We start from the raw sequence: 22966 nt of genomic DNA on the forward strand, positions 1-22966 counted from the left end.
AGCTAAACCGCCAGCGGCAGGCGCAGCTCCGTCATCAGGCCGCCATCGGGATGGTTGGACAGGCTGACTTCGCCGCCGGCGCTACGGGCGATGTTGCGGGCGATGGTCAAGCCGAGGCCGAGGCCGCCGGTCTGACGGTTGCGCGACTGTTCCAGGCGCACGAACGAGCCGAACACGGCGTCGAGCTCGGCTTGCGGGATGCCCGGACCCTCGTCATGGATCGCCAGCGTGATTGTCTTGCCTGATTGACGCAGGCTGAGATGCGCCCTCTTGCCATAGTTCACCGCGTTCTGGACGAGGTTGGTGACACAGCGCCGTAGCGCGACCGGCTGCGCGACGCAGATCAGGCCGCGCGAGCGCGCGTCCTCATTGTCGAAGGAGACCTCGTCGAAGCCGTCGGCGATCGATTCTACCAGCGACCAGAAATCGATCCTCTCGCTCTTCTCCTCGGTCACCTCGAAAGTGGCGAAGTCGATAACCGAGCTGGCAATGCCTTCGATGTCGGCGAGGTCGTGCGCCAGTGCGGCGCGCACGGACGAATTCCTCAGCAGTTCGAGGCGCAGCCGCATCCTGGTCAGCGGCGTGCGCAGGTCGTGCGCCAGTGCGGCGGCAAGATGCTCGCGGTCCTCGACGTAGGCGCGCAGTCTTGCCTGCATGGCATTGACCGCCTTTGCCGCGGTACGCACCTCGCGGCTGCCGCTCTCGGCGATCGGCGGGCTCTTCAGGTCCTCGCCGATCCGCTTCACCGCGGTCTCCATCATCCGGTAAGGCGCCGTCAGCCGGCGCAGCGACCAGATCGAGGAAGCCACCACCAGCCCGGCGATCAAGGCATAGAGTGGCAGGCTATCGAAGCTCAGTATCGGCCCGGCCGGCGTGTTCGGCTCGGTGAAGTTCAGCCATTGGCCGTCGGCAAAGCGAAGCGAAGCGGTCAGCTTGTCGCTCTGGGCGAAATCGGCCGCCAGCACCAGCAGGTCGCGCTCGACCTGGCCAATATCGGGACCGGCGACCGTCCCGCCGGGAGCGTCGGCTTCGTGCGTTGCCGGGTCGCGGCGGACCCGCGCGTCGGTGATGCCGAACTTCGATAGCCGGCCGACCAATATGTCCTCCAATTCGGCCAGCTCGTCGTCGCCGGCTATCGAGGAAGTAACGGCGGGCGTGTTGGAAACGGTGAGCGCATAAGTGGCGTTGAACAGGCCGGAGGCCGTCGCCTTGCGCTGTTCGGGGGTGGCGTCATGCATCAGCTGTACCAGCGAGAAGGCGCGGTCGTTCAGCCGATAGAGATCGACGACGTCATTGGCGGCGGCACGGTCCCGCGAAACGATGTAGAGCGTCGCGATCTGGCTGATCAGCAGGCCGGCGATGACGATGAGCAGCACCCAGACCGGCAGCGTTTGCGGCAGAATGCGTCTCATTCGGCGGTTGTCTCAGGCAGGAACTGGTAGCCGCCGCTGCGCACAGTCAAGATCAGCTTCGGCGTTTTCGGGTCATCCTCCATCTTGCGCCGCAGCCGGCTGACCAGAATGTCGACGCTGCGGTCGAAGCTGTAGCCGCTGTCGCCGCCGGACAGCTCGATCAGCTGCTCGCGGCTCAGTACGCGTTGCGCGCTCTTGACGAAGGTCTGCAGTAGATTGAATTCGGCCATCGTCAGCTCGATCCTGACGTCGCCGGGCGCCATCAGCCGGCGGCGCGAACAGTCCATCGTCCAGCCGGCGAAATGGTAGATCTGCCGCGAGGCGGCGCGTCGCGGTTCGGCGGCGCCATGGCGTCTCAAGACGGCACGAATACGTGCGAGCAGCTCGCGCGGATCGAAGGGTTTCGGTACGTAGTCGTCCGCGCCCATCTCCAGCCCAACCACGCGGTCGGTAGTTTCGGTAACCGCGGTCAGCATGATGATCGGCGTCGAATAATTGGCGCGCAACTCGCGGCAGAGCTCCAGCCCGCTCTTGCCGGGCAGCATGACGTCCAGGACGATCAGGTCGACCTGGGCGCGGCGTAGGATGGTCTCCATCTCGGTGCCGTCGGCGGCGACCGATGTATGCAGCCCTCGCTTCTGGAAAAATTCCTGAAGCAGGTCGCGAATGCCCTTGTCGTCGTCGACGATCAGGATGTGGGGGTCGGATTTCACAGGGAACCTGTCATTTGTGGATCGCCCAAGCGCTGCTTCGGCTGTCAGCCAGACGATAGAATTCAGGCCATAAGTTGGCCAGTGGAGATCGGCGGCCCGATCCGGGCTGCCCAGAAACAATCCAGAAACAAAATTCTACAATCCGGAAAAACTGCCGAAAAAAATCAAAGGCATAAGTGGTGCCGTGGCGGTCAGGTCATCGGCTGCGACACGCGTTACGGGATTACGGACAGACCAATGCAAAGGTTCTCGATCAGTCTGATGGGTGCGTTGCTTTCCATTTCGCTCGTCACGGTCGCGGTCGAACATGCCGATGCAAAACTGGCCGATGCAAAACTGGCCGATGCGAAGGTGGCCAATGCAAAGGCGGCCGATGCAAAGGTGGCGACCACCCGCAGCGAGCGTTGCATCGATCTGAACCGCCAGTTTGACGAAGCCCTCGAAACCCATGCCGCGGCAACGCAGGTCACCGCGGCGAAAGCACTTCAAAGAAAGGGAAACCGGTTCTGCGCCAACAAGAAACAGGCACAGGGAATCCGGATGCTCGCGAACGCTTTGAAGCTGCTTGGAGTGACACCGATCGATCCCGTTCAGTGACACTCAATCCGATCTGCACAAAAAGGAAGTGAAGCCATGAAAAAGTCCCTCCTCTCCGCCCTCGGTCTCGCCATCGCGCTGGCCGTCTCGATGCCGGTTCTCGGCGCCAGCAGCGCCAATGCCGCGACCACCACCCCGGCTGCGACGACAACGACGACCGCTGCGCCGGCCAAGGCCGTGAAGAAGGTCGCTGCCAAGAAGACCGTCAAGAAGCACAAGAAGCACGCGGTCAAGGCAGCTCCGAAGGCCTGATCAAGCGACATCTTTCTACCCTATGAGAAGACCGCTCCAGTTGCGATTTGCCTGGAGCGGTCGTCTTTTTGTTGCGTGCATACAATAGGGCCAGTCCCGGCCCACACCGCCCAGGTGAACGCCAGCCGGCAGTTCCCACATAGGCACGGATTTGTGAACTGCGCTCGCCGGCAAGCCGATCGCGCGCGGTTGAATGGACGACCGCTTTTGCCCATGTCAAAATGACCGCAAAGCTGTCGTACGCAATTGCCGGTCCAATGCCTGAAATCACGACAAAACCCCGTACCAGCACGAAGCCGAAGGTCGAACGGCCGAAGCTCTACAAGGTCATCCTGGTCAATGACGATTTCACGCCGCGCGAGTTCGTCGTGACGGTGCTGAAGTCCGAGTTCAAGCTCAGCGAAGACCAGGCGCATAGGATAATGATCACCGCGCACCGGCGCGGCGTCTGCGTTGTCGCCGTCTTCACCAGGGATGTCGCCGAGACCAAGGCGGCGCGGGCAACCGATGCCGGCAAGGCCAAGGGCTACCCGCTGATGTTCACGACGGAGCCGGAGGAGTAGGGCGGTTCGCTTTCTTCCTTCTCCTCTTGTGGGAGAAGGTGGCCGAGCGAAGCTCGGTCGGATGAGGGGTGTTCCAGCTTGGCAAGGACGGCACTCCGTCCAGCACCCCTCAACCGTCTTGGCGCTGCGCGCCAATCCACCTTCTCCCACAAGGGGAGAAGGATAAACCGCGTTACCGCCCTTCGCGGTACCACATCGAGCCCATCGCCAGAAGCAGCAGGCCGAGGCCGAGGAAGCCGCCGAACAGCGGCACGCGCGAGACGGCCTTGAGTACGCTGTCGTCGGTGGTGCGCAGGCCGATCCAGTCATCGCCGGAGGCAGCGCCCGAGGAACGGACCGGGACTACGGATGGCAGCGCGACGGTGCTGGTGAGAGTGCCAAGTGCTGAGGCCGGCGCCAGCCGGCGAACGCTGCCGCCGGTTGCCTCAGCCGGTGGTTTCAGCCGGTTCTCGGTGGAGACGACGTCGGTGAATTCCGGGGCGTTGACCGGCCCGACATGGGCCAATGCCGTCAGGTCGCCATTGCCGACCTGATAGAGACCGATTTCGTTGGTCTCGACGCTGCCGAGGAAGACGCCTGGTTCGGATTTCTCGAGCCTGACGATCAGTGCCTTGCCGGACGGCGTGATGACTTGCGCCGGGCCTGGGTCGTCGCTCATCGTCTGGCGGCGGATTTCAAGCACCATGCCGCGGCCGTCGGCGGTCAGCCGCTCTTCCTCGAGTTCGGGCTCCTTCATCAGCCAGTGGGCGATGCGCCGGTAGAGCTGGACATGGGGGCCGCCGCCCTCGAAGCCGCGCGCCCACAGCCAGCCTTGGTCGGACAGAAGCATGCCGACGCGGCCTTCGCCCTTGCGGTCGAGCAGCAGCAGCGGCCGGTTGTCGGCGCCCTTCATCACCACCTCGCCCTCGGGGTTCTCGACGCCGATGGTGCGGAACCAGCGGCTCCAGTGCGGCGGCTCGGTCGCGGAGCCGTCGAGCCCGCGCGTTACCGGATGACGCTGGCCGGTATCGGTGAGGCGCGGATAGAAGGCCTTGTCGATGACCTCGCCGGTCGGCATTGCCGGCAGCGCCGACATCAGCGGCGTGCGGGCGATCGAGCTTTCGCCGGCATATTCGGGGCCTGCCGCGATCAGCAGCGCGCCGCCCTTTTCGACATATTCGGAGATATAGTCGTAATAGAGGATCGGCAGTACGTCGCGGTGCTGATAGCGGTCGAAGATGATCAGGTCGAAATCCTTGATCTTCTCGACGAACAGCTCGCGCGTCGGGAAGGCGATCAGCGACAATTCGTTTATCGGCGTGCCGTCCTGCTTTTCCGGCGGGCGCAGGATGGTGAAGTGCACGAGGTCCACCGAAGCGTCGGATTTCAGCAAATTGCGCCAGGTGCGCTCGCCCGCATGCGGTTCGCCGGAAACGAGCAATACGCGCAGATTTTCGCGAATGCCGTCGATCAGCGCGATGGCGCGGTTGTTGGTGTCGGTGAGTTCGCCCGGCTCGTGGTTGATGGCGAGTTCGACAATGTTGCGCCCGGCGCTGGGAATGGTCACCTGCAGCGGCATCGCCTGGCCGATGTTGGCGTGCTCGACCGATACCTGCTCGCCATTGACCGACACGCGGACATCGACCGGGCCGGTTTCGTTGTTGGTGGCGATGACGCGATAGGTCATGTCGAGCGGCTTGCCGACGAGGCCGAAGCGCGGCGCATTCTCGAAGCGAATGCGACGGTCCTTTTCATGCTCGTTGCCGGTAATCAGCGCGTGCAGCGGGGCATTGAAATCGGGTGCGCCGGACGGCGCGTCATGCACCTCGCCATCGGTGATCATTATGGCGCCGCCGATGCGCGATGGCGGCACGTCGCGGAAAGCATTTTCGAGCGAGGAAAACAACCGCGTCTCGGTGCGCTCGTCAGCGGCTTCGGACTTGCCGGCCTCGACGACACGAACGTCGAACTGCTTGAAGCGGCCGAGACGCTGCTGAAGCCCGGCCAACGCCGCGTCAGTCTGCTTGGTGCGGTCGCCGATATCCTGGCTCTGACTGCGATCGACGACGACGGCGACAATGCTTTTCAGCGGCTCACGTTCTTCGTCGAGGAACACCGGATTGAGCAGCGCCGCCGCCAGGGCAATCAGGGCTGCCAGGCGGAAGACCGCGCCGCGCTGGCGAAACCAAAGGCCGACCAGCGCCAGCAGCAGCAGCGGCACCAGAACCACTGCGAGCAGTGGCCAGGTGATGAGCGGTTCGAAGGAGAGCGACCAGTTCATAGTCTACTGCCCCAGCCGTTCGAGCAGCACCGGGACGTGCACCTGATCGGATTTGTAGTTGCCGGTCAGCATGTACATCATGATGTTGACGCCGGCACGCAGCGCATAGATGCGCTGCATCGGATCCGAAGGCACCGTCGGCAATAGCGGGTCGCCATTCTCGTCGACGGCCCAAGCGCCGGCGAAATCATTGGCGGTGATCATGATTGGCGAAACGCCGTCGCCGGTGCGCACCGGGCGGTTCTCGGTGTTGCTGGCTTCGAGCGATGCCTCGACCCAAAGCGGGCTGCCGGCAAAACGGCCGGGAAACTCCGGAAGAATGTAGAAGGATTTGGTCAGCACGTGATCCGACGGCACCGGTTCAAGCGGTGGCACGTTGAGGTTGCCGAGGATGTCGCGCAGCCGCTCCGTCGCCGGGCTGGTCGAATCCGCACCAATGCCATTGGCGAACTGGTCGCGGGTGTCGAACAAGACCGTTCCGCCCTGCTGCATGTAGGCGTCGATGCGGGCGATGGCGGCCTCGCTGGGCATCGGGGCCAAGGGATCGATCGGCCAGTAGATCAGCGGATAGAAGGAAAGTTCGTCCCTCGAGATGTCGACGCCGGCCGGTGCTCCGGGTTCGAGCGCGGTTTTTTCGATAAGAAAGCGGGTCAGGCCTTCGAGCCCGGCGCGGCTGATCGAATCGACACCCGGCTCGCCGGTCAGCACATAGGCGATCCGGGTCTTTGAAATGTCCCCGATCGCCTCCGTATCTCCCGGTTTGGCGTCGTCGGCGCGCGCGACGTCCGCGTGGCCAATCAAGGCGCCGAGCGCAATCAGCAGGACGGCTGCCGTCGCCGCCGCGCCGGCACGGCGCGGCCGGCGCGACAACAGGCCGCCCATCCAGAATACGGCAAGCGTGTCGAGCACCATCAGCACCAGGGCGGCCGTGACAAGCGGACCTTTGAGGTTGCGCTGCTCGTCGAAGGCATACTGGATGGTGGTGACCGGCACCGTGATTTCAGGCCGGGCCAGCGGCGTGAATGCGCTGTCGCCACCGAGCAGATTGTGAGCGAACACTCCCGTCTCCGAGCCGTAGAGGCCGGGCGGGTTTTCCAGCGTCACCGGCAGCGGGCCGGCGCCGGGCACCAGCGGCCTGGCATCCGGCGTCGGCGGCACCAGCGTGCCGTCGGCGGCGATCATGCGATAGGGTGCCAGCGACGTGGCGGCGGCCTCGGCATTGGCGACAGCCGCGCCCTGGTTGCGCGACAATTGCACGATGCGCCGCAGCATCTCGACGAAGCTGCCGGAGATCGGCAGGTTGGACCACGTCGCCTCGGGGGTGACGTGGAACAGTACGAGGGTGCCCTTGTCCTTCTTCATCCCGGTCACCAGTGGTGTACCGTCGGCAAGCGTGGCCCAGGTGCGCTCGACGATGTCGGGCGTCGGTTCGGCCAGCACCTGCCTGGTGACGGTGACCTCGGTGGGCGGCGCGAGGTCGGCGAAGGGACCGGTTTTCGGGAATTCGGTGACCGGCTGCGGCGCCGTCCATGATAGCGCGCCGCCAAGCGATCGCTCGCCGGTGCGCAGCCGGACCGGCAGCAGGTCGTCGTCATTGCCGGCAGCGGCCAGCCGCGAACCGGCAAAACGCACCAGCGTGCCGCCCTTGTCGACCCAGTCGACCAGCCTTTGCCGCGCCTGTTCCGGAATGGTGCCGACATCGGCCATGACGATCATCGCCGGCTTCTGGTCGAGCAGTTGCGGGATGGCGTCGGCGAGATCGACGCTCGACGGCTCGACGAGATCGGCGAAGGGCTGCAGGGCGCGGCGAATGTAGTAGAGCGGCGACAGCAGCGGTTGCGCCTGATCAGCCTCGGACTGCGACAGCAGCCCGACGCGGCGGCGTTTTGAGCTCTCATCGAGCACGCGGACGGCACCGGCCTGGCGCTCGCCATCGAGCGCGATGTAGGCGAAGTCGTTGCGCAGTTCGAACGGCACCGCCATCGTGCCGGTTGCGGTGGTTCCGCCCGGGGCAAAGGTCAGCGTCGCGTCGGCAATGCGGCGCCCCTTGTCATCGAACGCGCCGGCCGTCACCTGTGCAGGTGCCGGATCGCCCGGTGCGCGGATGGCGGTCAGGGCGAAGCCGTCGACCTGGTTGTCGGCGCCGGTCAGGCCGGTCAGCGACAGGCGGTCGGAGACGGCCCAGACAACACGTGCCGCGTTCTTTGACAACAACGTGTTGAAGGCGGCTTCGTCGCCTTGCGCCGCCAAGCCATCGGCGAGCACTGCGACGCTTGCGCCCGGCAGCGACTCCAGGGCTGACGCGACGCGGGCGTAGACGGCGGGGCGGTCGGTCGGGATCGGCCGCGGCTTTGCCGCGCGCAGCCGGTCGAGCGCGGCAGCGGCATCGAAGGGACCGATCTCGGCATTCGGCTTCTCGGCGGTGAAAGCGATGAGCACCGGCACGCCGTTCGAATTGGCATCGGCGATCAGCCGCTCGGCGGTGGCGACCCGCTTGCCCCAGTCGGCGGCACTTGCCCAGTCATTGTCGATCACCAGCGCCAGGGCAGCGCCCTCGGCCGGCAGCTTTTCGCGCGGATTGAAGACCGGTTCGGCAAGTGCTGCCACGACAAGCGCGGCCATCAGCAGCCTAAGCAGCGTCAGCCACCAAGGGCTTTGCTGCGGCGTTTCTTCGCGCCTCAGCACGCGGGCGAGAATCCTGAGCGGCGGAAACACCTCGGTTTGCGGCCTTGGCGGGGTCAGCCGCAGAAGCCACCAGATCACCGGCAGCGCCAGCAGGCCCCACAGCACCATCGGCGCCCCGAAGGAGAGCGGCAGCCAACTCATGCGCGGGCCCTCCCGGCAAAGCTGCCTTCGCCGGTCATCGCCATGTGGATGCGCACCAGCGCCTCGGAGGCAAGGCGATCGGTATGATTGACGGTAAAGCTCCAGCCAAGCCGTTTGCACCACGCGGCCAATTCCTGGCGGCGGGCGGCATAAAGCAGGCGATATTCCTCGCCCAGCATTTCGGCGCGGCCGGCGGTCAGCTTGTCGCCGGTCTCAGGATCGGTGAATTCGGTGCGCCCGGCATAGGGGAAGCTTTCCTCGGCCGGATCGGCGACCTCGACAAGATGGGCGCGCACGCCGTGGCGGGCGGGAACGTCCAGCCACGCAATAGTGTCCTCGACGGGGTCGAGGAAATCGCTGACGAGGACGATGTCGCAGAACCGACGAATGCCGGATAGGTCGGGCTTTGCCGGCAGGTCGCCGGCGTGCATTAGTTGCGCCGCGATGCGCTCGGCGCCATTGCGGGCGGTGAACGGGTCGGTCAGGCCCGGCCAGGCAATGCGCTCGCCGCTGCGCGACAAAAGCTCGGCCATGGCCAGCGCCAGCACCAGGGCGCGCGATTCCTTGGAAACGCTGGCCCCGGTCGATTTGTAGAGCATGGAAGGCGAGGGATCGGCCCAAAGCCACACCGTGTGGGCGGCCTCCCATTCACGGTCGCGGACATAGGTGTGGTCGTCGCGGGCGGAACGGCGCCAGTCAATGCGCGAGGAATCGCCTTCGACATAGGGCCGGAACTGCCAGAAATTCTCGCCGATACCGCGCTTGCGGCGGCCATGCCAGCCGGCAATTACCGTATTGACGATGCGGCGCGCCTCGACCAGCAGATCCGGCACCAACGAAGCCCGCAACCGGCCTCTGGCGAGCGCATCGCGCGTCGCTGCCGGTGCCTGCGCTTCACCGATGCGCGCCATCAAATCCCTTTCGCGAGCTTCGCCACAACATCGCGAACCGTGGTGCCCTCGGCGCGGGCGGCGAAGGTCAGCGCCATGCGGTGCTGCAGCACCGGCTCGGCGAGCGCGCGGACGTCGTCGACCGACGGCGCCAGCCGGCCATCATAGAGGGCGCGGGCGCGGGTGCACAGCGTCAGCGCCTGACTGGCGCGCGGGCCTGGGCCCCAGGCGACGTGCTTGTCGGTATCGGCGTTGCCCTGGCCGGGGCGTGCTGAGCGCACCAGCTTGAGGATCGCCTCGACGACGCTTTCCGGCACCGGCATACGGCGGATGAGCGTCTGGATGTCCTTCAGCCGCGCCGGCTGCAGCACGTTTTCAGCCTTGGCATCCTCGATACCGGTGGTCTCAAGCAGGATGCGGCGCTCCGCCTCGATCTCGGGGTAGAGGATATCGACCTGCATCAGGAAGCGGTCGAGCTGCGCTTCCGGCAGCGGATAGGTGCCTTCCTGCTCCAGCGGGTTCTGCGTCGCCAGAACGTGGAACGGTGACGGCAGATCATGGCGCACGCCGGCAATGGTGACGTGGTATTCCTGCATCGACTGCAGCAGCGCCGACTGGGTGCGTGGCGAGGCGCGGTTGATCTCGTCGGCCATCAGCAGTTGCGCAAAGATCGGCCCGGAAATGAAGCGGAAGGAGCGCTTGCCGAATTCATCCTGCTCCATCACTTCGGAGCCGAGAATGTCGGATGGCATCAGGTCAGGCGTGAACTGGATGCGGCGCGAATCGAGGCCGAGCACGATGCCCAGCGTTTCGACCAGCTTGGTCTTGGCGAGGCCGGGCACGCCGACCAGCAGTGCATGGCCGCCGGCCAGCAATGCGACGAGCGTGCGCTCGACGACGCTTTCCTGGCCGAAAATGACCCGGCCGACGCCGTCACGGACCCTCGAAATGTCGGCCAGCGCTTTCTCGGCCTGCGCCACCATGTCCTTTTCGCTGATTGGGCTTTCCTTGATCATAACGCTCATGCAGCATCGATCCTTCTGTTGGAAACACCGCTTGGCACCTTGGTGCCGCAGAGAATGCCGCGATTCGGCTTCGCATGCGCCTGCAATGAACTTAAATCACAGACTTAGGCTGACAAGCGGAACAACAGTGACTATTTCGTGACCATGACGGAAGCCGCCGACCATCGTGAAGAGAGCCTGACGGCCGCGACCGAGGCGCGCGGGCTGGAAGCGCTGGTCTCGCGCGCGACGCGCGCCGGTAAGGGGCCGGCGCCGGTGGAACGCTGGAATCCGGCATTTTGCGGCGATCTCGACATGGAAATCAAGCAGGACGGCACCTGGTTCTATCTGGGAACGCCGATCGGCCGGATGCCGCTGGTGCAGCTTTTTTCCTCAGTGCTGCGCAAGGACGTGGACGGCAGGACTTACCTGGTGACGCCGGTGGAAAAGGTCGGCATCCGCGTCGCCGACGCGCCCTTCATTGCCGTCGAGATGGACGTGTCGGGCGCCGGCGACGGACAAATCATCACCTTTCGCACCAATGTCGGCGACGTGGTCGAGGCTGGGGCGGGACACCCGCTGCGCTTCGTCGATGAGGACGAGACAGGTGGCCTGAAGCCTTATGTGCTGGTGCGCGGGCGGCTGGAGGCGCTGGTGGCACGGCCGGTGATGTACGAGCTGGTCGAGCACGGCGAAGAGATCGACATCGGTGGCAAGAGGATGTTTGCCGTCCGTTCCAAAGGCGAGGTCTATCCAATCATGCCGGCTGAGAAACTGAAACGGCTGAGCGCATGATGGACCGCCTATGATGGATCAGGTGATGCCGTTGCCGTTTTCCGTTGCCGGGTTTCGCCAGCGCGTCGCGGCGCAGCCGCTGGCGCATGCCGGCGACGATTTTGGCGACCACCGCTTCAATCCGGGCCATCCCAGGCTGAAGCTGGCCAAGGCGCTGCGCGATGCCGCCGTGCTGATCCCGGTGGTCGATCATGGCCATGAAGCCACGGTCCTTTTGACCAGGCGGGCGGAAAAGCTGCGCAACCATTCGGGGCAGGTGGCTTTCCCCGGTGGTACCATCGATCAAACCGATGCGAGCCCGGAAGCGGCGGCGTTGCGCGAGACATTCGAGGAGATCGGTCTCGATAGGGATTACATCGAGATCGTCGGCCGTCTGCCGGACTACGTTTCCGGCAGCGGCTATCGCATCGCCCCGGTGCTCGGGATTGTGCGGCCCGGTTTCAGCCTGACGCTGAATTCCGACGAAGTCCATGCCGTCTTCGAGGTGCCGCTGGGCTTTCTGATGGACCCCGCCAACCACACCAGAGACAGTCGCATGTGGAACGACCTCGAATGGTTCTATTACGAGATGCCCTATGGCGGCCAGCGCATCTGGGGCGTCACCGCGGGCATCATCCGTACGCTTTATGAAAGGCTCTATTCGTGAGCGATCCAGTGTCGATCGCGGGCAAGGCCGGGTGGCTCGGCGAACGCCACCTGCAGCGCCTGCTCGCGGCGCTGACTGATGGCGGCGAGGAGGCGCGTGTCGCCGGCGGTGCGGTGCGCAACGCGCTCATCGGCCAGCCGGTCGCCGACATCGACATCGCCACCACCACGGTGCCCGAGGAAACCATCCGGCGCGCCGAGGCGGCAGGCTTCAAGACGGTACCGACCGGCATCGAGCATGGCACAGTCACCGCGGTCGGCCACGGCAAGGCCTATGAGGTCACCACGCTGCGTGCCGATATCGAAACCGACGGCCGGCGCGCCAAAGTGTCGTTCGGCCGCGACTGGAAAGCCGACGCTGAGCGGCGTGATTTCACCATCAATGCACTCTATGCCGAGGCCGATGGAACGGTCGTCGATCTGGTCGGCGGTATCGCCGATATCGAAGCGCGGAGGCTGCGATTCATCGGCGATCCGGAAGCCCGTATCCGCGAGGATTATCTGCGCATCCTGCGTTTCTTCCGTTTCTTCGCATGGTATGGCGACGGCAGGCCGGATGCCGAAGGGTTGAAGGCTTGTGCTCGGCTGAAGCAGGGGCTCGACCAGCTTTCGGTCGAGCGCGTCTGGTGGGAATTGAAGAAATTGCTGTCGGCGCCAGATCCGTCGCGGGCGCTGCTGTGGATGCGCCAGGCCGGCGTTCTGACCGCCGTTTTGCCGGAAAGCGAGAAATGGGGCATCGATGCCATCCACGGGCTGACCAAGACCGAGAAGGACCTGGCCTGGGCGCCGGACCCGCTGCTCAGGCTGGAATCCATCGTGCCGCCGGATGCCGCGCGCATGAAAACGCTTGCCGAGAGATTGAGGCTTTCCGTGAGCGAAGCAAGCCGGCTGCGGAATTGGGCGATCACGGCTGCCGTCGATCCGAAAACGACTGAAGGAGAGTTGGCGAAAAGGCTTTATTTTGGCGACCGCCAAGGCTTTGTCGACCGGTTGCGGCTGTTGCTCGCTTCCGCTCGATCCCGCGCGGTCGAAGACAATGACGCACTGCTCGAAGCCGGCGGCTTCTCGCGCCTGCTTGCCTTTGCTGCAAAATGGCAAAACCCTGTTTTTCCGGTCAAGGGCGCCGATCTGACGACGCTTGGCGCATCACCGGGGCCGAAGCTTGGTGCAACGTTGAAGAATCTCGAAAAGGAATGGGTCGAGTCCGGTTTTGCGCTTGATCGCGGCGCGCTGCTCAAGCGCGCCGCGGAGGCACTCGAATCCTGACTGTCACGCTGCGTCGCGGACCTTTTCGATGCGCGAGCGGATCGCCTCGATCATCGTCTCGCGGATCACCGTCTCGCCGTGCGTCTGGCGCAGATGCTCGACGGCACGGCGCATGACCTCAGCCTCCTCCTCGGCGCGTGTGTGCCACTCGCAGCCGGGTACGAGCGACCCGCAATGGAATTCCTTCATCGGCTTCTCCTCATCTCCTCCTTGGAGCGCCGCACAGCGCACTGACACGGAAGCTCCAGACCTTTGATTGCGCGATCCGGAAACCGCGTACGGAATCCGGGCTACACGCTGGCCAGCTAAGCATAACACGATCGAACCGTTTTGGTTGCCTTAGAGTGCCGTGCGTCCAAGCCGACACGCGGCCCTCTAGTGATCGGGTTGCGAAAAGGCGGAGCATCGCTGCTCCGCCCTCTTACGCCACCCAGGAGTAAGACCTCGTCTTGCTCCAGCGGGCCGGACATCACTTCACGATCTTGACTGCCTCAGCAATTTTATCCTTGCCGCTCATATCCCACGTGACGCGGACCTTTTCGCCGACCTTCAGGCCAGGATCCTTGAAGGTCTGGGGCAACGTAAAAGTGGCTCCGTTATCCAGAACTAGGCTCATCGCCGTTCCATCAAAGCTTTTGATCGTGCCGGTGGTGTGCTTGACCGCAGCGAATGCGGCAGTACCAGAGGCGAGAACGGCAGCGGCGGCTGCGGTCATAATAAGCTTGCGCATGGCATGCTCTCCTGGAAAATGCGGGCACCGCTTGGGAAAGGTGCCCCATTCAATCATGGGCCGTCCGGTCACGTCGGGTCGCGGCTCTCGGGAGTAAAGAACCGCCGGCGTTTCCCGGCCCGACGCGACAAATAGCCCAATCTTTACAATGATATATTAGACGAAAAAGATATTTTCTGGCGCGCCTTGCGCCACATTCGCCGTCAAATTCTGGGGATTTGGACCCGATTGCGGCTCACGTCGTGCTCACCGAGATTTTACGGCCATTTCGCTTCTGGCGGCAGGCTGGACAGGATCGAGGCGACATTGCCGCCGGTCTTCAGCCCGAAGATGGTGCCGCGATCGTGAAGCAAGTTGAATTCGACATAACGGCCGCGGCGGATGAGCTGCTCGTCACGGTCGCCATCGGTCCAGTTGTCATTGAAGTTGGCGCGCACCAGATGTCCGTAGACGACGAGAAAAGATCGCCCGACGTCCTGGACGAAGTTGAAATCGGCGTCCCAGCCGCCTTTGCCCTCATCCGAATGCAGCCAGTCGAAGAAGATACCGCCGGTACCGCGTGGCTCGTCGCGGTGCGGCAGGTAGAAGTACTCGTCGCACCAGGCTTTGAATTTCACGTAGTCGGCGATCGCCGCGTTCTTCTCGCAGGCAAATTGCATCGCTCTGTGGAAGGCGATCGTGTCGGGGTCGTCCTGGCTGCGGCGGCGGTCGAGCACCGGTGTCAGGTCGGCGCCGCCGCCGAACCACTGGCGCGAGGTGACGACCATGCGCGTGTTCATATGCACGGCCGGCACGTTGGGGTTCCACGGATGGGCGATCAGCGAAATGCCGCTTGCCCAGAAGGAGGGGTCCTCTTCGGCGCCCGGCATTTGCTTCCTGAATTCGGGCGAGAACTCGCCGTGGACGGTCGAGGTGTGGACGCCGACCTTCTCGAAGACGCGGCCGTGCATCATCGACATGATACCGCCGCCGCCCTTGCCGGCATCGCGTTGCCACGGCGTCTTTTCGAAGCGGCCGGGCGACCAGCTAGCCTGCGGCCCCTGCAGGTCCTGCTCGATCTGCTCGAAGCTGGCACAGATGCGCTCGCGCAACGTCTCGAACCACAGCCGTGCCTTCGTCTTCTTCTGTTCGATGTCGGCTGGCAGCCCCGCCGGTATCTCGGGTCGTTGCAAATCCTGTCTCCGGTTGCGGGCGCGCCCGACAAATGACTCGTCTTTTCCGGCCGCGATCCCTAATCTCTTGGGTGCAAGGGTCAAGTGTGAATGGAGTTATTTCGTGCGCACCCCGGCAAGACCGCCGCTGGATGGCCTGAAGAAGAGGCTCGACCGTTCGCGCGCCGAGAACGCGCGCATGCCGCGCGACGGCTTCCTGCGCGAGACCTTCGTGCTGCCGCGCTCCGACGCTCGTCTCAAGGCGAAGGAATGGTTCGAGCGCTTTCCCAAGCAGGCCTATTGGACCGAGATCGAAAGCTGGTTCGAGCGGCCGGGCGACGTCATCGAGTTCACGATACGACGGTTGCCGGCAGCAGATTAAGGGATGTCACGACAAAAATAGATCGCGCAATTTTGGAGAATCTAGAATTAGGTTCTCACAAAGTAGCTTGCCGAATTTTTCGAAGCCCATTTTCTGCGCCTCATCGAAGCTCAAGGACGTATAGGGCGTTGGCATGCCGCCGGAATCGATCCGATAGATCACGATGAGCTGTGTCTCTTCTTCTGCTTGGATTAGATGTCCCAGCACTGAGGTTCCCTTCCGTATCGCACCATAATCGCACTGCTTCCATTTAGGATGCAACAATCAGCCGCCGCGCCCCGGTCCCCTCCCTTGCCAGCCGGTCGCCCTTGTTCCTCAACGGGCACTTGTCGATCGACATGCAGCCGCAGCCGATGCAGTCGGTCAGCCCGTCGCGCAGTTTCTTCAGCTGGGCGATCTTGTGGTCGAGCCCGTCGCGCCAAGCGGTCGATAGCAGGTTCCAGTCATCGCGCGTCGGCGTGCGGCCCTCGGGCAGTGACGCAAGGGCCGTGCCGATCTCGGCCAGTGAGATACCGACCTCCTGCGCTACCTTGATGATCGCGACACGGCGCAGCACGTCGCGGCCGTAGCGCCGCTGGTTGCCTGACGTCCGGTGGCTGCGGATCAGCCCGCGGGCCTCATAGAAATGTAGCGCCGACACCGCCACACCGCTGCGCATGGCCACTTGGCCGACCGTCAATTCCGTTACCGGTGCCATCCCTCTTTTTCCGTTCCGATTTTTTCGCTTGACCTAAAGTTAAGTTGAGCTTGTAGCGAAGAAACCCGGGATCTGCAAACCAAGGAGATGGTGATGTGCGCCTGGGCCAGGATGACGGGAGACGGAGTGCCGTTATCCGAGTTGCCGGATGGCTTCACCCGCCACCATGGCGACGGAAAGCGCGACGTTGATGCTGCGCGCAGCGTCTTGCATGGGAATGGTCAATTGGGCATCCGCCGCTTGATGGACAAGATCCGGAACGCCTGCGGATTCGCGGCCGAACAGAAGAATGTCGTCATCGCCGAAGGCGAAGCTGGTGTAAGGGGTCGTGGCTTTGGTCGACAGCAGCACCAGCCGCCGCTTGGCAAGCTTGCGCCAGTCCTCGAAGGCGTGCCAGTCGACGTGCCGGGTGAGCGCCGCCATTTCGAGGTAGTCCATGCCGGCCCGTTTCAGCGCCCGGTCACCGAGCGGGAAGCCCGCCGGTTCGATGATGTCGACGCCGAGACCGAGGCAAGCGGCGAAGCGCAGGATTGTCCCGGTGTTGCCGGCGATATCAGGCTGGTAGAGCGCGATGCGGAGACGGTCGTTCATTTCCGCGTCTTTCTAATAAGTGGCAGATCAGCCACAGAGCTCTCGCGGTTTTGGAAATTCCTGGACTGGCGGGTGGTCATTTTCTGCGAAGTCGGTTATACGGCCAGCATTGTCAACCCGAACCGACGGAGGGGTAATTCATGATGGCCATGCACATCCACCACCCCTCTCGTGGGCTTACCAGCCCGACGGCGGTTTCGGTACGACGATTCTCCTGACCTTCTAGACTTCAATCGCACCGATTCCCGCCGAAATCTTTTTCGGCCTTTGAAGGAATCCTGCGATGTTTTTCAAGCTGTGGAAGGGGCTGAACGCCCCACCTGAACACGCTTCGACCGATGCCACCTTTGCCGCGCCGCGCGTGCCCGCGGCCTGGGTTGGTTCACCCTTCTACCTGCATCTTCAACTGGAGGACGGACCGATGTTCGATCCCTGTAGAATACCCGGCTCAAGAAGCCTGCACGAGCGGAAGACTGCGACCTGGGCGCTTTTGATCGGCGAGACCTACTCGTCGGCGGTTCACGCCGAGACCCGCCGGCGTCCGCATCGCGGTATGCTGCCGGACGTCGATTTCTCGCGCGCCGTTCCGGACTATAGCCGGCCGTCGCTGGTGCGCCGGATCATCAGGCTGATCCGGCCTGGTGCAAAAACCAGCGCGAAAATCCGGATCGTCAAAACGTCGTCAGCATCGTCAAACGAGACTGTCGGCGAAAGGCCCGCGACAACCTATATAGCGCGAAGCAGGACCGGCGAGGCGGACGATTCCGTATCGCCGGTCCTTGACGCCATGCGGTCTGGGCACCCCGTCCGTTCGCGTGCCGCGTGAGCGGAAACAGGTATTATGAGCATCTCTATGTTTAGCTGGTTTGAAAAAAGGCTCGATCCGTTCCCTGCCAAGGAGCCGGTCGAGCCGCCGCGGACACTGATCGCCTTCTGCGTGCATTATACGCGCGGCGCGTGGCCCTACATCGCACTCGATGCGGTACTGGTGACGGCCATCGCCCTTGCCGAGGTGTGGATGTTCGGCTTCATGGGCCGGATCGTCGACTGGCTCTCCGGACAGAATCGCGAGACGTTCCTGCAGACCGAAGGCTTGAAGCTGGCCGGCATGGCCTTCATCGTGGTTTTCGCGCTGCCGGCGACGGTCTGGTTCCATTCGCTGCTCAACCAGCAGACGCTGATGGGTAATTATCCGATGCGTATCCGCTGGCAGGTGCATCGTTACCTGCTCAAGCAGTCGATGAGCTTCTATCAGGACGAGTTTGCCGGGCGCATCGCGACCAAGCTGATGCAGACCGCGCTCGCGGTGCGCGAGTGCGTCATCAAGCTCATCGATGTGCTCAACTATATCGTCGTCTATTTTCTCGGCATGCTGTTCATTGTCGGCTCGGCAGACTGGCGGCTGGCTGCGCCGCTTGCCGTCTGGCTTGCCGGATATGTCCTGCTGTTGCGCTATTTCATCCCGCGGCTGGGCAAGGTCGGCGAGGAGCAGGCTAATGCGCGCTCAACCATGACCGGCCGTGTCGTCGACAGCTACTCCAACATCCAGACGGTCAAGCTGTTCTCGCATGCGCGGCGCGAGGCATCCTTCGCCAAGGACGGTATGGCCGGCTTTCTCGACACCGTTTACCGGTCGATGCGGTTGGTGACGCAGCTCTACGGCCTGCTCTACGTCCTGAATTCGCTGCTGTTGTTTTCGGTCACTGCAATCTCGCTATGGCTGTGGCTCGGCCAAGCCGTGACGATCGGCGCCGTCGCCCTGGTCATCGGCCTCGTGCTTCGGCTCTGGGGCATGTCGCAATGGATCATGTGGGAGATGTCCACGCTGTTCGAGAATATCGGCACGGTGCAGGACGGCATCGCCTCGATCTCGCTGCCGCGCCTCGTCGAAGACCGGCCTGGCGCCAAGGATATTGCCGTGACCAAGGGGGAGATCCGTTTTGAGGACATCCGCTTCCACTATGGCAAGCAGAAGGGCGTGATCGAAAGCCTGTCGCTGACGGTGAAGCCGGGCGAGAAGGTCGGCATCGTCGGCCGTTCGGGTGCCGGCAAGTCGACGCTGGTCAATCTTCTGTTGCGCTTCTATGACCTCGAAAGCGGCAAGGTCCTGATCGACGGCCAGGACATTGCGGCGGTGACGCAGGACTCGCTGCGCGCCCAGATCGGCATGGTCACGCAGGACACCTCGCTGCTGCATCGCTCGGTGCGCGAGAATATCCTCTATGGCCGGCCGGACGCCAGCGACCAGATGCTGATCGAGGCGGCGCGGCGCGCCGAGGCGCTGGATTTCATCGCCGGATTGTCGGATTCTAACGGTCGAAAGGGTTTCGACGCGCATGTCGGTGATCGCGGCGTCAAATTGTCCGGCGGCCAGCGGCAACGCATCGCCATAGCCCGTGTCATGCTGAAGGACGCACCAATCCTTATCCTCGACGAAGCGACCTCCGCCCTCGATTCCGAGGCCGAGGCGGCCATCCAGGAGAACCTCTACAGACTGATGCAAGGCAAGACCGTCATCGCCATTGCGCACCGGCTGTCGACGATCGCCGCCATGGACCGGCTCGTCGTCATGGACAAGGGCCGCGTCATCGAGGAAGGTTCGCATGAGGAACTGGTTGCCAGCGGCGGGCTCTACGCCCAGCTCTGGCAGCGCCAGTCGGGCGGCTTCCTGCTCGACGACGGCCCCTCCGCCAACGATGCAGCCGCCAACGATGCAATCGCCAAGGGTGAAGCCGCCGAATGATGACTGCCATCTACCGCTGGTTCGAGAACTGGGTCTATCCATTCCGCGAGCCTGCGGACCTTCGGCCACCTGCCGGCGTCAGGGGTTTCCTCTGGCATTATGTCGGGCAGGCGAAGATCGCCTTCTTCGCCATGCTGGTGATCGGCGGCATCGCGCCGCTGGTCGAAGCCGGACTGTTCTATTTCGTCGGGCGGCTGGTCGACATCCTCGACCAGCTTCCCGGTGAACGCAGCTGGCACGCTCTGTGGACTGCCGCCGGCCCGGAACTTGTCTTCATGATCGCGGTGGTGCTGGTCATCCGCACCATTGTCGTCGGCCTGTCGGCGCTGGTCGACGAGCAGACGATCACGCCGGGTTTCTATAATCTGGTGCGCTGGCAGGCGCATCGCCATGTCTCGCGCCAATCCTACGCCTTCTTCCAGAACGACTTTGCCGGGCGTATCGCGACCAAGGTCTGGCAGGCGGGACAGGCGACCGGCGATCTGATGGAAAGCTTCATCGAGGTGGTCTGGTTCATGGTCGTCTATACGGTGACGACGCTGGCGCTGGTCGCCGGGCTCGATCTCCGGCTGGCGGTGCTGGTGGTGATCTGGATTACCGCCTTCGGCTTTCTGGCCAGGCGCTATTTGCCGGCAATCCGCAAACATGCCGAAGCCACCGCCGAAGCCGGCTCGATGATCACCGGCCGCCTTGTCGATTCCTATTCGAACGTGCAGACGTTGAAACTGTTCTCGGCCGATGGCGACGACCGCTACATCAGGAACGGCTTCGACATCTATCTCGACGCGCTGCGCCCGTTCACCCGCAGGCTGACCGGCGTGCGCATGGCGCTGACGATGCTGTCGGGCATTATGATCACGGCGATCGCCTGCTTTGCCGTTTATCTCTGGGTCGAGGGTGCGATCACAGTCGGCGCCGTGGCTTTCACGCTGTCTTTGGTGCTGCGGCTGAACATGCTGCTCGGCCGGCTGATGATGCAGCTCAACGGCATCTTGCGGAACCTCGGCGTGCTGGAGAATTCCAAGGCGCTGATCTCACAGCCGCTCGGCCTGACCGATGCGCCGGACGCGAAAGAGCTTGTCGTCGGCGGCGGGCGTATCAACGTCAACAATGTCGAGTTCCACTACGGCAAGGGGTCCGGCGTGCTCAACGGCATCGACCTCGTCGTGCGGCCGGGCGAAAAGGTCGGCCTGGTCGGCCCGTCCGGCGCCGGCAAGACGACCTTGGTCAATCTGATCCTGCGCCTCTACGACCTCGAGAGCGGCAAGATCACCATTGACGGGCAGGACGTCTCCAGGGTCACGCAGAATTCGCTGCGCGCCAATATCGGCGTCGTCAGCCAGGATACGGCACTTTTCCACCGCTCGCTGCGCGACAACATCAAGCTCGGCATGCCGGAAGCGACCGACGCCGAGGTGGTCGCGGCAGCGAAGAAGGCCGAGGCGCACGAGTTCATCCTCGGTCTGCGCGACAATCGCGATCGTATCGGCTACGAGGCCTATGTCGGCGAGCGCGGCGTCAAGCTCTCCGGCGGCCAGCGCCAGCGCGTGGCGATCGCCCGCGTCTTCCTCAAGGATGCACCGATACTGGTGCTCGATGAGGCGACCTCGGCGCTCGATTCCGACATCGAGGCGGCGATCCAGGAAAATCTGGCAAGGCTGATGGAAGGCAAGACGGTCATCGCCATCGCGCATCGGCTGTCGACCATTGCGGCACTCGACCGGCTGGTGGTGCTCGACGAGGGCCGCATCGTCGAGCAAGGCACGCATGACGAGCTGGTCGGGCTCGACGGGCTCTATGCCAGGCTGTGGAAGCGGCAGTCCGGCGGTTTCCTGTTCAACGAGGAGAGCGCGCTGGCCGAGACCCGGCCGGCGGAGTAGTTTCTAAAGACCGGAGTAGACCATGATGGTGAGAATGCCATCGAATTTCGGACGGTCCGGCGCGCAGGAGAGCGCGTTGGACCTGCTTGGCCATGAAATCCTCGGCGAGAAGGCGGCCGCGCTCGGCCGCGCCGGCCGGCGCGTCGAGGAAACATTGACGAGGCTGCGCGAGAATTGCGACGATGTCGACCGCGCCCGGCTGCTCAGGGATGCAGCCGAAGCGGTGCACGGGTATTTCATCCAGCGCGAACTCTGCGGCCTGCGCAAGCACGACGCGGTGATCCGGGAATACAACATTCCCAAGGCCGTGCTGGCCAGGCTCGGCGCCAGCGCATGATCCGAACCGGAACTGGTTTGGGAAGCGTTATTCCAGCCACTCGGTGATGAAGCTGCCGTTCTCGTGTATGTCGGTAGTTTCCAGCGGGCCTGGCCCGAGATTGGTGAATTTGTGCGGCGTGTTCGGCGGTACGACCAGGATCTGGCCGGCGGTGGCCTCGATCTGCCGGTCGCCGATGGTGAACAGGCCGGTGCCGGTCCGGATGATAAAAATCTCGCAATAGGGATGGCTGTGCAGCCTGGGGCCGCCGCCGATGTCAGGCAGGTAGTTGAAGATCAGGCAGCTGCGGGAGCCGTAAGCTCCGCCTTGCAGCTCGCCCTGCCAGTGGTCGGGCCAGCGGTCGGGCGCTTCGGCCCATTTGCCGCGGTCTATGACATGCGCCATAGGCCGAGGATAAACCGGGCGAGCGCCAGATGTCGAGGCGAACGCAGCCATTTGGTTTTGCTGCTGTTTTCCAATCGTTCCGCCGTGCGAATTACGCCCCCGCGACAATCTGCCCTTGTGCCTTCACCCGTCTGGACAAAAACAGGCTTCACGCATAAACCCAAGTCCCAAATGCCGGAGGAATTCGCTAGCCTGTTCGCCATGCGCTGTCGGGCCGGCGCGATTGAGCGGGGAACAAGGCTCGGCCGCCGGCACGGAAGAGGCGAAAGGATCAGGCACCCGTGAGCGCAACCGACACCCAGGATCCCAACCGTCGTGATTTTCTCTACGTCGCCACCGGCATGGCCGCAGTGGTCGGCGCGGGCGCCGTTGCCTGGCCATTCATCGACCAGATGCGACCGGATGCCTCGACGCTGGCGCTCGCCTCGGTCGAGGTCGACGTCTCCTCGCTGACGCCGGGAATGTCGCTCGTCGTGAAGTGGCGCGGCAAGCCGGTTGTCGTGCGCAACCGCACCGAAAAAGAGATGAGGGACGCCGAGGCGGTCAATCTCGCCGAACTCAAGGATCCAATTGCCCGCAACGCCAACCTGCCGGCCGACGCGCCGGCAACCGACGCCAACCGGACCACGCCGGGCAAGGAAGCCTGGATGGTGATGGTCCAGGTCTGCACCCATCTTGGCTGCATCCCGCTCGGCCAGGAAGGCGATTTCGGCGGCTGGTTCTGCCCATGCCACGGTTCGCAATACGATACGGCCGGCCGCATCCGGAAGGGACCGGCGCCCGAGAACATGGCGGTGCCGGTGTTTCAATTCGTTTCCGACACCAAGATCCGTATCGGCTGAGGCAAG

At 63.7% G+C, this 22966-nt stretch carries 25 protein-coding genes; 12 read left to right on the top strand and 13 right to left on the bottom strand.

The features are described from left to right. Nucleotides 1–2: 2 nt before the first annotated feature. Both NKI41_RS16030 and NKI41_RS16035 read right to left on the bottom strand, forming a co-directional pair. Nucleotides 3–1412 carry an ATP-binding protein gene (locus NKI41_RS16030; RefSeq protein WP_352683909.1) on the bottom strand — a complete coding sequence of 470 codons (1410 nt, stop codon included), beginning with the start codon at nucleotides 1410–1412 and terminating at the stop codon, nucleotides 3–5. After that, entirely contained in the window at nucleotides 1409–2125 is a 717-nt protein-coding gene (locus NKI41_RS16035; protein WP_352683911.1) for a response regulator, read from the bottom strand. Before NKI41_RS16035 ends, NKI41_RS16030 begins: the two co-directional genes overlap by 4 nt. 237 nt (nucleotides 2126–2362) lie before the next feature. Here NKI41_RS16035 and NKI41_RS16040 point away from each other — a divergent pair, with 237 nt between their 5' ends. The 3 genes from NKI41_RS16040 to clpS all read left to right on the top strand — a co-directional run bounded on the left by NKI41_RS16040 (nucleotide 2363) and on the right by clpS (nucleotide 3537). Beyond that, nucleotides 2363–2722 carry a hypothetical protein gene (locus tag NKI41_RS16040; RefSeq protein WP_352683967.1) on the top strand — a complete coding sequence of 120 codons (360 nt, stop codon included), beginning with the start codon at nucleotides 2363–2365 and terminating at the stop codon, nucleotides 2720–2722. A gap of 36 nt (nucleotides 2723–2758) precedes the next feature. Then, complete coding sequence (locus tag NKI41_RS16045; RefSeq protein WP_352450529.1) at nucleotides 2759–2974, top strand: hypothetical protein; 216 nt, start codon at nucleotides 2759–2761, stop codon at nucleotides 2972–2974. Between the two features lie 257 nt (nucleotides 2975–3231). Continuing rightward, nucleotides 3232–3537 carry an ATP-dependent Clp protease adapter ClpS gene (clpS, locus tag NKI41_RS16050; RefSeq protein ID WP_352540995.1) on the top strand — a complete coding sequence of 102 codons (306 nt, stop codon included), beginning with the start codon at nucleotides 3232–3234 and terminating at the stop codon, nucleotides 3535–3537. Nucleotides 3538–3709: 172 nt separating this feature from the next. Here clpS and NKI41_RS16055 read toward each other — a convergent pair whose 3' ends face one another. Genes NKI41_RS16055 through NKI41_RS16070 form a run of 4 tightly spaced genes read right to left on the bottom strand, consistent with a single transcriptional unit; the run spans nucleotide 3710 to nucleotide 10538 of the window. Continuing rightward, nucleotides 3710–5797, bottom strand: a complete 2088-nt coding sequence (locus NKI41_RS16055; protein WP_352683913.1) for a hypothetical protein — start codon at nucleotides 5795–5797, stop codon at nucleotides 3710–3712. 3 nt (nucleotides 5798–5800) lie between these two features. After that, entirely contained in the window at nucleotides 5801–8623 is a 2823-nt protein-coding gene (locus NKI41_RS16060) for a DUF4159 domain-containing protein (protein ID WP_352683915.1), read from the bottom strand. Further along, complete coding sequence (locus tag NKI41_RS16065) at nucleotides 8620–9534, bottom strand: DUF58 domain-containing protein (protein WP_352683916.1); 915 nt, start codon at nucleotides 9532–9534, stop codon at nucleotides 8620–8622. Before NKI41_RS16065 ends, NKI41_RS16060 begins: the two co-directional genes overlap by 4 nt. Continuing rightward, the gene (locus NKI41_RS16070; protein ID WP_352450525.1) at nucleotides 9534–10538 is read right to left on the bottom strand and encodes an AAA family ATPase; all 1005 of its coding nucleotides are present in this window, start codon (nucleotides 10536–10538) and stop codon (nucleotides 9534–9536) included. The genes NKI41_RS16065 and NKI41_RS16070 overlap by 1 nt, the downstream gene beginning before the upstream one ends. Nucleotides 10539–10682: 144 nt before the next feature. Here NKI41_RS16070 and NKI41_RS16075 point away from each other — a divergent pair, with 144 nt between their 5' ends. Genes NKI41_RS16075 through NKI41_RS16085 form a run of 3 tightly spaced genes read left to right on the top strand, consistent with a single transcriptional unit; the run spans nucleotide 10683 to nucleotide 13223 of the window. Beyond that, entirely contained in the window at nucleotides 10683–11312 is a 630-nt protein-coding gene (locus NKI41_RS16075; RefSeq protein ID WP_352683969.1) for a DUF1285 domain-containing protein, read from the top strand. A gap of 13 nt (nucleotides 11313–11325) precedes the next feature. Beyond that, nucleotides 11326–11958 (top strand): CoA pyrophosphatase, encoded by a 633-nt coding sequence (locus NKI41_RS16080; RefSeq protein WP_352541101.1) that lies wholly within the window; start codon nucleotides 11326–11328, stop codon nucleotides 11956–11958. Then, nucleotides 11955–13223, top strand: coding sequence for a CCA tRNA nucleotidyltransferase (locus tag NKI41_RS16085; protein WP_352683917.1), 1269 nt, complete (start codon nucleotides 11955–11957; stop codon nucleotides 13221–13223). The genes NKI41_RS16080 and NKI41_RS16085 overlap by 4 nt, the downstream gene beginning before the upstream one ends. A 3-nt stretch (nucleotides 13224–13226) precedes the next feature. On the opposite strand, the gene NKI41_RS16090 is transcribed toward NKI41_RS16085, so the two are convergent. The 3 genes from NKI41_RS16090 to hemF all read right to left on the bottom strand — a co-directional run bounded on the left by NKI41_RS16090 (nucleotide 13227) and on the right by hemF (nucleotide 15125). Beyond that, nucleotides 13227–13412: a DUF1059 domain-containing protein gene (locus tag NKI41_RS16090; protein ID WP_352683918.1), complete on the bottom strand. Its 186-nt coding sequence runs from the start codon at nucleotides 13410–13412 to the stop codon at nucleotides 13227–13229. A gap of 280 nt (nucleotides 13413–13692) precedes the next feature. Continuing rightward, nucleotides 13693–13953 carry a DUF1344 domain-containing protein gene (locus NKI41_RS16095; protein WP_023679489.1) on the bottom strand — a complete coding sequence of 87 codons (261 nt, stop codon included), beginning with the start codon at nucleotides 13951–13953 and terminating at the stop codon, nucleotides 13693–13695. Between the two features lie 257 nt (nucleotides 13954–14210). Next, nucleotides 14211–15125, bottom strand: a complete 915-nt coding sequence (hemF, locus tag NKI41_RS16100; RefSeq protein ID WP_352683919.1) for an oxygen-dependent coproporphyrinogen oxidase — start codon at nucleotides 15123–15125, stop codon at nucleotides 14211–14213. Between the two features lie 103 nt (nucleotides 15126–15228). Here hemF and NKI41_RS16105 point away from each other — a divergent pair, with 103 nt between their 5' ends. Further along, nucleotides 15229–15486, top strand: a complete 258-nt coding sequence (locus NKI41_RS16105; RefSeq protein WP_023679487.1) for a hypothetical protein — start codon at nucleotides 15229–15231, stop codon at nucleotides 15484–15486. Between the two features lie 6 nt (nucleotides 15487–15492). Here NKI41_RS16105 and NKI41_RS16110 read toward each other — a convergent pair whose 3' ends face one another. From NKI41_RS16110 to NKI41_RS16120, 3 genes are all read right to left on the bottom strand, one after another. Then, a complete protein-coding gene (locus NKI41_RS16110; RefSeq protein WP_352683920.1) occupies nucleotides 15493–15693 on the bottom strand; it encodes a hypothetical protein in 201 nt (66 codons plus the stop codon). A gap of 43 nt (nucleotides 15694–15736) precedes the next feature. Further along, entirely contained in the window at nucleotides 15737–16183 is a 447-nt protein-coding gene (soxR, locus tag NKI41_RS16115) for a redox-sensitive transcriptional activator SoxR (RefSeq protein WP_352683921.1), read from the bottom strand. 132 nt (nucleotides 16184–16315) lie between these two features. Next, the gene (locus tag NKI41_RS16120) at nucleotides 16316–16774 is read right to left on the bottom strand and encodes a tRNA (cytidine(34)-2'-O)-methyltransferase (protein WP_352683922.1); all 459 of its coding nucleotides are present in this window, start codon (nucleotides 16772–16774) and stop codon (nucleotides 16316–16318) included. A gap of 283 nt (nucleotides 16775–17057) precedes the next feature. On the opposite strand from NKI41_RS16120, the gene NKI41_RS16125 reads away from it, so the two are divergent. Genes NKI41_RS16125 through NKI41_RS16140 form a run of 4 tightly spaced genes read left to right on the top strand, consistent with a single transcriptional unit; the run spans nucleotide 17058 to nucleotide 21734 of the window. Then, a complete protein-coding gene (locus NKI41_RS16125; protein WP_352469727.1) occupies nucleotides 17058–17600 on the top strand; it encodes a hypothetical protein in 543 nt (180 codons plus the stop codon). 27 nt (nucleotides 17601–17627) lie between these two features. Next, nucleotides 17628–19517: an ABC transporter ATP-binding protein gene (locus tag NKI41_RS16130; RefSeq protein ID WP_352541005.1), complete on the top strand. Its 1890-nt coding sequence runs from the start codon at nucleotides 17628–17630 to the stop codon at nucleotides 19515–19517. Beyond that, complete coding sequence (locus tag NKI41_RS16135) at nucleotides 19514–21397, top strand: ABC transporter ATP-binding protein (RefSeq protein WP_352683923.1); 1884 nt, start codon at nucleotides 19514–19516, stop codon at nucleotides 21395–21397. The genes NKI41_RS16130 and NKI41_RS16135 overlap by 4 nt, the downstream gene beginning before the upstream one ends. A gap of 22 nt (nucleotides 21398–21419) precedes the next feature. Continuing rightward, nucleotides 21420–21734 carry a DUF6665 family protein gene (locus tag NKI41_RS16140; RefSeq protein WP_352683924.1) on the top strand — a complete coding sequence of 105 codons (315 nt, stop codon included), beginning with the start codon at nucleotides 21420–21422 and terminating at the stop codon, nucleotides 21732–21734. A gap of 27 nt (nucleotides 21735–21761) precedes the next feature. Here the strand turns inward: NKI41_RS16140 and NKI41_RS16145 are convergent, their stop codons facing one another. After that, nucleotides 21762–22118, bottom strand: a complete 357-nt coding sequence (locus tag NKI41_RS16145) for a cupin domain-containing protein (RefSeq protein ID WP_352469828.1) — start codon at nucleotides 22116–22118, stop codon at nucleotides 21762–21764. A 281-nt stretch (nucleotides 22119–22399) separates the two neighbouring features. Between NKI41_RS16145 and petA the strand changes: the two genes are divergently transcribed. Continuing rightward, the gene (gene petA / locus NKI41_RS16150) at nucleotides 22400–22960 is read left to right on the top strand and encodes a ubiquinol-cytochrome c reductase iron-sulfur subunit (RefSeq protein WP_352469731.1); all 561 of its coding nucleotides are present in this window, start codon (nucleotides 22400–22402) and stop codon (nucleotides 22958–22960) included. Nucleotides 22961–22966: the final 6 nt, after the last annotated feature.

The sequence above is a fragment of the Mesorhizobium sp. M0601 genome (genome assembly GCF_040320845.1).
GTDB lineage: Bacteria > Pseudomonadota > Alphaproteobacteria > Rhizobiales > Rhizobiaceae > Mesorhizobium.

What these genes read in the sequence shown, in the direction of transcription:
- NKI41_RS16030 (WP_352683909.1), bottom strand. Translation starts at nt 1,412, where the DNA reads ATGAGACGCATTCTGCCGCAAACGCTGCCGGTCTGGGTGCTGCTCATC.
- NKI41_RS16040 (WP_352683967.1), top strand. Translation starts at nt 2,363, where the DNA reads ATGCAAAGGTTCTCGATCAGTCTGATGGGTGCGTTGCTTTCCATTTCG.
- NKI41_RS16045 (WP_352450529.1), top strand. Translation starts at nt 2,759, where the DNA reads ATGAAAAAGTCCCTCCTCTCCGCCCTCGGTCTCGCCATCGCGCTGGCC.
- clpS (WP_352540995.1), top strand. Translation starts at nt 3,232, where the DNA reads ATGCCTGAAATCACGACAAAACCCCGTACCAGCACGAAGCCGAAGGTC.
- NKI41_RS16055 (WP_352683913.1), bottom strand. Translation starts at nt 5,797, where the DNA reads ATGAACTGGTCGCTCTCCTTCGAACCGCTCATCACCTGGCCACTGCTC.
- NKI41_RS16060 (WP_352683915.1), bottom strand. Translation starts at nt 8,623, where the DNA reads ATGAGTTGGCTGCCGCTCTCCTTCGGGGCGCCGATGGTGCTGTGGGGC.
- NKI41_RS16065 (WP_352683916.1), bottom strand. Translation starts at nt 9,534, where the DNA reads ATGGCGCGCATCGGTGAAGCGCAGGCACCGGCAGCGACGCGCGATGCG.
- NKI41_RS16070 (WP_352450525.1), bottom strand. Translation starts at nt 10,538, where the DNA reads ATGAGCGTTATGATCAAGGAAAGCCCAATCAGCGAAAAGGACATGGTG.
- NKI41_RS16075 (WP_352683969.1), top strand. Translation starts at nt 10,683, where the DNA reads ATGACGGAAGCCGCCGACCATCGTGAAGAGAGCCTGACGGCCGCGACC.
- NKI41_RS16080 (WP_352541101.1), top strand. Translation starts at nt 11,326, where the DNA reads ATGGATCAGGTGATGCCGTTGCCGTTTTCCGTTGCCGGGTTTCGCCAG.
- NKI41_RS16090 (WP_352683918.1), bottom strand. Translation starts at nt 13,412, where the DNA reads ATGAAGGAATTCCATTGCGGGTCGCTCGTACCCGGCTGCGAGTGGCAC.
- NKI41_RS16095 (WP_023679489.1), bottom strand. Translation starts at nt 13,953, where the DNA reads ATGCGCAAGCTTATTATGACCGCAGCCGCCGCTGCCGTTCTCGCCTCT.
- soxR (WP_352683921.1), bottom strand. Translation starts at nt 16,183, where the DNA reads ATGGCACCGGTAACGGAATTGACGGTCGGCCAAGTGGCCATGCGCAGC.
- NKI41_RS16120 (WP_352683922.1), bottom strand. Translation starts at nt 16,774, where the DNA reads ATGAACGACCGTCTCCGCATCGCGCTCTACCAGCCTGATATCGCCGGC.
- NKI41_RS16125 (WP_352469727.1), top strand. Translation starts at nt 17,058, where the DNA reads ATGTTTTTCAAGCTGTGGAAGGGGCTGAACGCCCCACCTGAACACGCT.
- NKI41_RS16130 (WP_352541005.1), top strand. Translation starts at nt 17,628, where the DNA reads ATGTTTAGCTGGTTTGAAAAAAGGCTCGATCCGTTCCCTGCCAAGGAG.
- NKI41_RS16135 (WP_352683923.1), top strand. Translation starts at nt 19,514, where the DNA reads ATGATGACTGCCATCTACCGCTGGTTCGAGAACTGGGTCTATCCATTC.
- NKI41_RS16140 (WP_352683924.1), top strand. Translation starts at nt 21,420, where the DNA reads ATGATGGTGAGAATGCCATCGAATTTCGGACGGTCCGGCGCGCAGGAG.
- NKI41_RS16145 (WP_352469828.1), bottom strand. Translation starts at nt 22,118, where the DNA reads ATGGCGCATGTCATAGACCGCGGCAAATGGGCCGAAGCGCCCGACCGC.